The following is a 7,357-nucleotide window of genomic DNA, read 5'->3' on the forward strand; positions in this document are numbered from 1 at the left end:
CCCAGTTTCCGAAGTCGAGCTTGTTCGCGGAGCGCGCAAAGAAGGCGTCGGCATGAGCTTGTTTTTCCAGCATGGGGTCTCCTTGGGGATAATGGCTCCATTACACGCCCGCCAGCGCGGCCTGCAATTGACCGATCACGAACGCGGGTTGACTCAATGCGACAGGACGGCAGGCGTTTTTCGGCCGTTGTCGGCCGGCCCGACGGAGAGTTCCGAGCATGCCCAGCGCCAGCCAGACCGTGAACGCACCCGCCCGGCCCGCTTGTTCCGAGGCGGATCTCAACTTTGCGCCCCAGTTCCGCCCCTTCTACGCGCAAGAGATCGCCGGCTACGAGCGCGAGCTGGACAAGCTCGTCCTGCCGGGCGAGTTCCGGGCGTTGACGGAGCAGCCCAGGCTGCAGTTGCAGGCCTGTCGGCTGCGTGCGGGCGGATTGGTGGTCAGCCTGGAATCCACACCGATCAGCGTGCACCATCGCGCGGAGCACGCGGCCGACCTGGACCACGCGGAGTTCCTGGCAAGCTTCGTGATCGCGGGGCATGGCGTCATCGTTCAGAACGAGGCGACCCTGCCGCTGGAGCCGGGGGACATCATCTTTCGCACGACCGCACTGCCCTCCGAGATCCGGATGTACACCGATTCGCGCATCGTGGTGGTGAAGGGGCCGCTTTCGCGCCTGCTGGGCGCGCACAGCCTGGCGATGTCGCAGTTCACCGCGCAGCGCGGCGTGGCCGGCTTGCCGATGGTGCAGACCGCCCATCGCTGCCTGCATCACGTATTTTTCGACAAGGCGGAATCCAATCCCACGTCGTCGCTCTTTGCCGAGCAGGCCTTACTCGCGCTGCTGGCTTCGATCTACACCAGCCAGGCGCTGGAGAAGATACCGGGCGATGCGCGGGCGCCGGCGGATAACTGGCAGGTGCTGGCGAGCTACATCGATGCGCACCTCACCGATCCGGACTTGTCGGTGCAGGCGGTCGCGGACGTGCTGCGCGTGACCACACGCTGGGTGCACCGGCTGTTCAAGATGCGTTCGCTGCAATACACGAGTTATGTGCGCGAGCGCCGCCTGCAACTGGCCAGGGAGGCGCTGGAGGACCCGCGGCGCTCGCACGTCGAGGTCAAGGAGATCGCCGTCTCTTGCGGTTTCCAGCACGCCAGCCATTTTATCCGGCGCTTCCACGAGCGCTTCGGCATGTCTCCCGCCTTGTATCGGAAGACGGCCAGAAGCGGCAGCGGCGGCGCATAGGTCGCGCCGCCGCTGCGGGACGGCTTGGGCGCGTCAGCCGCGGCGCAAGTCCTGAGCCGTGGGTTTCATGAGGAACGCCGAGGTGCCGGCGACGATGCCCAGGAAGGCCAGATAGACGCCGACGGGAAGGATGCTGTCGAACTTCTGGACGAGCGTGGCCGAGATCAGCGGCGCCAGGCCGCCGCCGATGGCCGCCGAGAACTGGACCCCGATGGACAGCCCGGAATAGCGCAGCTCCGGGGGGAACTGGGCGCTGTAGAGGCTGGACTGGGGCGCGATCATGATCGCGTAGTTCAACGCCATGGCGACGAAGACGGCAAGGCTGTATGCCATGAGCGAACCGCTGCCCACCGCCATGAAGATCGGAATGGCCATGAGCCCCAGCAACATGCCGCCCCAGCCGCAGACGCGGCGCGCCCCGATGCGGTCGGCCAGGACGCCGAACAGCGGGATGGTGAACATCAGCACGCCGGCGCCGTAGAGCAAGGCGTGCAGCGCGTCGGCGCGGCTGAAACCCAGCTTGGACACGGCGTAAGACACCGAGAACACCAGGAAGGTATAGATCAAGGTGACCTCGGCGATCTTGCAGCCGATGCACAGCAAGAGCGATTTGCCGTGCGCGCGCAGCAGTTCGCGCAGCGGCACCTTGTTGGCGAGTGGTTGCCTGGCCTGCGCGCGCTCGCGCTTGACCTGCTCGAACTCGGGCGATTCATCGATGCCGTGGCGGATGAACAGGCCAACCACGATGAGCACGGCACTGGCGAGGAACGGCAGGCGCCAGCCCCAGGACAGGAAGTCTGCTTCCGGCAGCCGCGTCACCAGCGCGAAGGAGCCCACCGACAACAGGATGCCCAGGGGCGCACCCACCAGCGGCAGGCTGCCGAAGAACGCCTTCCACTTCGGCGGCGCGTGTTCGACTGCCATCAGCATGGCGCCACCCATCTCGCCGCCGAACGACAGGCCCTGGCCGATGCGCAGCACGACCAGCAGCACCGCCGCCGAGATGCCGATCTGTTCATACGTGGGCAGCAGCCCGATGAGCACGGTGCACAGGCCCATCAGCAACAGGCTCAACGTCAACATGGATTTGCGGCCGACGCGGTCGCCGAAGTGGCCGAACAGGATGCCGCCGATGGGCCGCGCCAGCATGCCGCTGGCGAATGCGCCAAAGGCCGCCAGCGTGCCGGTCACCGGATCGAACTGCGGAAAGAAGATCTTGTTGAAAACCAGCGCCGCGGCGGTGCCGTAGGCGAGGAAGTCGAAGGCTTCCACGGCGGTGCCGATGACGGTCGCAACGGCGACCCGGAACAGGTTCGGTTTCTTGTGTGAGCGGGCAGCGGACTGCACGGCCGGTATGGCGTCCATGGTTTTTCCTCTTGTCTTGTCGTATTGGTTTTTTGTCGTGGCGTGCGGGGCTCAGGGGCCTGGGGGTACGTATCCCGGCAACTGCCGTATGCGCTCGCGCCACGCTGCAACGGCCGGATAGGCGGTGATGTCGATGGCGGCTTCTTCGGCCAGCGCGGCGTAGCCGTAGCAGGCAATGTCGGCCACGCTCGGTACGTCGGTGCCGGCCAGCCACCGGTTTTCCGCCAGGCGCTTGTTCATGCGGCAGAGGAATCGGTCCGTGCGGGCTTGCATGCCGGGGATGTCGAGCAGTGCTTCGCTGACGCCCAGGTGGTGCGCGGCTTCGGCGTTGCTGACCACGTGCGTCAAGCGCAGCGGCTGCAGGCTGTTGGCGATTTCGTTGGCGGATACCGATAGCCAGGCGTGCATGGCGCCGATGCTGGGCAGCGGCGCCAGCCATTCGGGGGCGTAGTGGTGCGCCAGGTGCAGCAGGATGGCGTGACTGTCCCAGATGGCGGTGGCGCCATCGGTCAGCGCGGGGACCTGCTGGAAGGCGCTGACGCGCTCGAATTCCGCCGTCTGGTTTTTGCGGGCCAGCACGTCGACAAACGTGCGTTGGTAGGTTTTGCCGATGAGGGCTAGAAAGAGGCGGACCTTGTAGCAGTTGCCGGAGCGCGGGTGGTCGTAGAGGGTCAGCATTCAGTGGCTCCGTGTGAAGGAGGCCCGGCCGGGAAGGAGATCGGCTGCGGGCGGCTGCATGGAATGCTAGGGCTGGGGCTGCGGCCAGGATTGACAGGGAGAGAACCGCGATTGACCAGATGCGACGCACAGGCGCTGCATTGACCGCACCCTCTGGTTTTCCCGGAGCCGAGTGCGGCGGATTCAGGGGCTTGCGACGCCCATGTCGACGTTGGCGTCGTGAAATAAAAACGCCCCCTTTCGGGGGCGGATGACGGGTCGTGCGCGGCGTTTGCTAGGCCGGGTTGTCGATGTCGACGAATTCCACCTTGATGCCGAAGTGCTCGGCGACCGCCTGCCCCAGCGCTTGCGCGCCAAAACGCTCGGTCGCGTGGTGGCCGGCGGCGATAAAGCCCACGCCGGTCTCGCGCGCCAGGTGCACGGTGGACTCCGAGACTTCGCCCGTGATGTAGGCGCTGACGCCCGCGTCCACGGCATCGGCCAGCATGCCTTGCGCGCCGCCGGTACACCATGCCACGCGCGACACGGGCTGGTCCGGATCGCCCACGACCAGCGGCTGCCGGCCCAGACGTTCGGCCACGCGCGCGCCCAGTTGGCCCAGCGTCTGCACGCCGGTGGCCTCGCCCAGCCAGACGAGGTTGTCCTGGCCACAGGTGCGGGCAGAGCCGTCGTCGCGGCGTTCCGGGGTCAGTCCCAGCACGCGGGCCAGCTGTGCGTTGTTGCCCAGCGTCGGGTGCGCATCCAGCGGCAGGTGATACGCGTACAGGTTCAGGTCGTTCTTCAAGGCCAGCGCCATGCGCGTGCGGCGCGTGCCGATGATGCGGCGGTCTTCGTTGCGCCACATCCAGCCGTGATGCACCAGCACCGCGTCGGCCCCGCGTTCGACCGCCGTGCGCAACAGGGCTTCGCTGGCGGTGACACCGGTGATAATGTGTCCGACTTCAGATCGGCCTTCCACTTGCAAGCCGTTGGGGCAGTAGTCCTTGAAGCGCGCCGCTTGCAGGGTGTCGTCCAGCCAGCTGGCCAGCACGTGGGAGTCCACTTTTTTCATTGCTTGTCCTATCTAGAATCATGCGCCGATATTGGCTGATCTTCGCTCAGGCCGTCACGGTCTGCCTGGGTATTCTATTCGTGGTCACGACCCTGCGGCCTGACCTGCTGCGCCTGGCGGGTCCGGGGGCGTCGCCGCCGGCCGCGGTGGCCGCCTCGGCGGCGGCCCGTGCGCCCGCGGGCAGCGGCGTGGGGCCGGTGTCGTACGCCGACGGCGTTGCCCGCGCGGCGCCGTCGGTGGTCAACGTCTACACCACCAAGCACGTCAACGTGCCCTTGATTCCGCTACCTGATGATCCCGTGCTGCGCCAGCTGTTCGGCCAGGTGCCGGGCGTCAGCCGCCGCCAGGCCACGACCAGCCTGGGCTCTGGCGTCATCGTGAACCAGGACGGCCACGTGCTGACGAACTACCACGTCGTGCAGGCGGCCGACGCGATCGAGGTGGCCTTGACCGACGGACGCCGCGACACCGCCAAGGTGGTGGGCGCCGACCCCGACACCGATCTGGCCGTGCTGAAGCTGAGCACGTTGCGTGCCCTGCCCGCCGCCACGCTGGCGCCCGACCGGGGGCTGCGCGTAGGCGACGTGGTGCTGGCGATCGGCAATCCGTTCGGCGTGGGGCAGACCACCACGCAAGGCATTGTGTCGGCGCTGGGCCGCAACGGGCTGGGGCTGAACACGTACGAGAACTTCATCCAGACGGACGCCGCCATCAACCCCGGCAACTCCGGCGGCGCGCTGGTGGACGCCGAGGGCAATCTGGTCGGCATCAACACGGCCATCTATTCCGAATCGGGCGGGTCGATGGGCATCGGGTTTGCCACGCCCATCGAGATCGCGCGCAAGGTCATGGACGACATCGTCAAGACGGGCGGGGTCAAGCGGGGCTGGCTGGGCGTGGAGCCGCAGGACGTCACGCCCGAACTGGCGCGGGCCTTCGGGCTGGGCGCGGATGCGAAAGGCGCAATCATCGCGGGCGTGATGCGCGACGGCCCCGCGGCGCGCGGCGGCCTGCGCGTGGGCGACATCGTGCAGTCGGTCAATGGCAAGCGCATGACGGATACGGCCCAGCTTCTGGCGGAAATTGCGCAGCAGCCTCCGGGCCAGCGCGCGACCCTGGGCATTCTGCGCGGGGGCAAACCGCAGGACGTGTCCATCGTGGTGGGCACGCGGCCGGGCCAGCCCCGTTAAACCCCTGGGCCGTTAAGCGCTCAGGGCGCGGGACCGGGACCGGGCCCGGGCCCCTCCACCAGCAGCCGTACGACCGACAGTACGGTTTTCTTCGTGCTGTCGGGCTGTTCCCGCAGCAGGGCGCAGATTTCCGCGCAGTAGCCGTCGATGGCCGGCGTGATAGTTTGCGCGGCGGGGCGCAAGCCGTCCTTGCCGGCGGGTAGGCCGTGGGGGCCGGGCTCGGCGCCGCTCAACACGCCGTCGGTCAGCCAGGGCACGCTGGTCTCAAGCGCGGAGGCCAGGCGCAGCAGCGTGCCGCGAGACGGCGAATAGCGGTCTTCGCGGGTAAGAATGCGATGGATGCAGGATTGCGGCACGCGGGAGATGCGTGCCAGTTGATTCTGGCTGTGGATGCCGCGCCACCGCATCAGGGCGCGCAGCCTTTGGGCAAGCGACATGCCTGCAATGTAGGATTGCAGGCAAGGAGCGGGCAAGAGTTAATCAGTCCTATCTTGCCCTGCCATCCCCGCCAGCCGCAGGATCAGTGCCGTTCGGTCAGGGAATCCGCGGTTTCTTCGTCGGTGGCGGCACCTGGTTTGGGCGACACCATGCGCGCGCAGATCAGCCCCACTTCGTAAAGCAGGCACAGCGGCACCGCCAGCATGAACTGGCTGACCACATCGGGCGGCGTGACGACCGCGGCGATGATGAAGGCGCCGACCACGACATAGCCGCGCGCCGCCTTCAGCTTGGACAGTTCGACGATGCCCATCTTCACCAGCAGCACGACGGCCACGGGCACTTCGAAGGTGATGCCGAAGGCCATGAACATCGTCATGACGAAGCTCAGGTAGGCCTCGATGTCCGGTGCCGGCGTGATGGATTGCGGCGCGAACGTGGCGATGAAGTGAAAGACCGTGCGGAACACCACGAAATAGCAGAACGCCATGCCCGCGATGAAGAGGAACGTGCTGGAGATGATCAGCGGCAGCGCCAGGCGCTTTTCGTGCCGGTACAGGCCCGGCGCGACGAAGGCCCAGGCCTGGTAGAGCACCACCGGCAGCGCCACGATGAAGGCGGCCATCATCGTGACCTTGACGGGCACCATGAACGGCGTGATGACGCCCGTGGCGATCATGCGCGTGCCTTCGGGCAGCGAGGCCAGCATGGGCGCGGCCAGTACGTCATAGATGGCGGATGCGCCGGGGTAGATGAACAATACGATGAACACGGCCACCACGGCGCCTACGGCGCGCAGCAGGCGGGTGCGCAATTCGACCAGGTGAGAGATGAAGGTCTCTTGCTGGCCTTCTTCTTGGGAGGCGTCCTGGGTCACGTCGGTGTTCCGGAGGGCGTGACGGGCTGGGCGGCGGGCGCGGCCTCGTCAGCCTTGGGCGCGCTGGGCGCCGGGGCGGGTTGTTGGAGGGCAGCGGGTGCGATCACCGGCCCGTGGACCGGACCCGTAGCCGGAGCCGGGACGGTAGCGGGGGCGGACGCGGAAGCCGAGGTCGGGATGGTGGCCGGCGCGATGGTGCGGGCGGCTTCGGCGGGGGCGTTGGCAGTGGAGACGTTCACGGCCGAGGCATCCCCCACGATCACCGGCGCGACCTTGCCGCTGGCTTCGCGGGCGACTTCATCGAGTTCCGCACGGAATTGCTGGACGGGTTCCTGCAGCGAGGCGTGCGTGTCGTTCAGCGACTGCTGCACGCCTTGCGCGGCGTCTTCCATCTCGTTTTTGAACTTGCGCAGTTCGTCGAGTTCGATTTCGCGCTGGATATCGGACTTCACGTCATTGACGTAACGCTGCGCGCGCCCAAGCAGGTGGCCGACGGTGCGGGCTACCTTGG

At 67.1% G+C, this 7,357-nt stretch carries 8 protein-coding genes; 2 read left to right on the top strand and 6 right to left on the bottom strand.

Features of this window, described 5'->3' with window-relative positions:
- Nucleotides 1-218 precede the first annotated feature (218 nt).
- Nucleotides 219-1,247: an AraC family transcriptional regulator gene (locus ACO6D5_RS28925; RefSeq protein WP_485827300.1), complete on the top strand. Its 1,029-nt coding sequence runs from the start codon at nucleotides 219-221 to the stop codon at nucleotides 1,245-1,247.
- Nucleotides 1,248-1,280: 33 nt separating this feature from the next.
- Here the strand turns inward: ACO6D5_RS28925 and ACO6D5_RS28930 are convergent, their stop codons facing one another.
- The 3 genes from ACO6D5_RS28930 to ACO6D5_RS28940 all read right to left on the bottom strand — a co-directional run bounded on the left by ACO6D5_RS28930 (nucleotide 1,281) and on the right by ACO6D5_RS28940 (nucleotide 4,341).
- Complete coding sequence (locus ACO6D5_RS28930; protein WP_485827301.1) at nucleotides 1,281-2,612, bottom strand: MFS transporter; 1,332 nt, start codon at nucleotides 2,610-2,612, stop codon at nucleotides 1,281-1,283.
- Nucleotides 2,613-2,663: 51 nt separating this feature from the next.
- Nucleotides 2,664-3,290, bottom strand: a complete 627-nt coding sequence (locus ACO6D5_RS28935; protein ID WP_088589760.1) for a glutathione S-transferase family protein — start codon at nucleotides 3,288-3,290, stop codon at nucleotides 2,664-2,666.
- 274 nt (nucleotides 3,291-3,564) lie between these two features.
- Nucleotides 3,565-4,341 carry a Nif3-like dinuclear metal center hexameric protein gene (locus ACO6D5_RS28940; RefSeq protein WP_280027248.1) on the bottom strand — a complete coding sequence of 259 codons (777 nt, stop codon included), beginning with the start codon at nucleotides 4,339-4,341 and terminating at the stop codon, nucleotides 3,565-3,567.
- A 20-nt stretch (nucleotides 4,342-4,361) separates the two neighbouring features.
- Here ACO6D5_RS28940 and ACO6D5_RS28945 point away from each other — a divergent pair, with 20 nt between their 5' ends.
- Nucleotides 4,362-5,531: a trypsin-like peptidase domain-containing protein gene (locus tag ACO6D5_RS28945; RefSeq protein WP_006224527.1), complete on the top strand. Its 1,170-nt coding sequence runs from the start codon at nucleotides 4,362-4,364 to the stop codon at nucleotides 5,529-5,531.
- Nucleotides 5,532-5,551: 20 nt separating this feature from the next.
- Here ACO6D5_RS28945 and ACO6D5_RS28950 read toward each other — a convergent pair whose 3' ends face one another.
- The 3 genes from ACO6D5_RS28950 to ACO6D5_RS28960 form a co-directional block, all read right to left on the bottom strand.
- Complete coding sequence (locus tag ACO6D5_RS28950) at nucleotides 5,552-5,968, bottom strand: helix-turn-helix domain-containing protein (protein WP_088589757.1); 417 nt, start codon at nucleotides 5,966-5,968, stop codon at nucleotides 5,552-5,554.
- Nucleotides 5,969-6,051: 83 nt separating this feature from the next.
- Nucleotides 6,052-6,846: a twin-arginine translocase subunit TatC gene (tatC, locus tag ACO6D5_RS28955; RefSeq protein ID WP_006224529.1), complete on the bottom strand. Its 795-nt coding sequence runs from the start codon at nucleotides 6,844-6,846 to the stop codon at nucleotides 6,052-6,054.
- A partial coding sequence (locus ACO6D5_RS28960) for a Sec-independent protein translocase protein TatB (RefSeq protein WP_485827302.1) occupies nucleotides 6,843-7,357 on the bottom strand: 515 nt, incomplete at its 5' end. The genes tatC and ACO6D5_RS28960, both read right to left, overlap by 4 nt.

This window comes from Achromobacter sp., assembly GCF_057314935.1.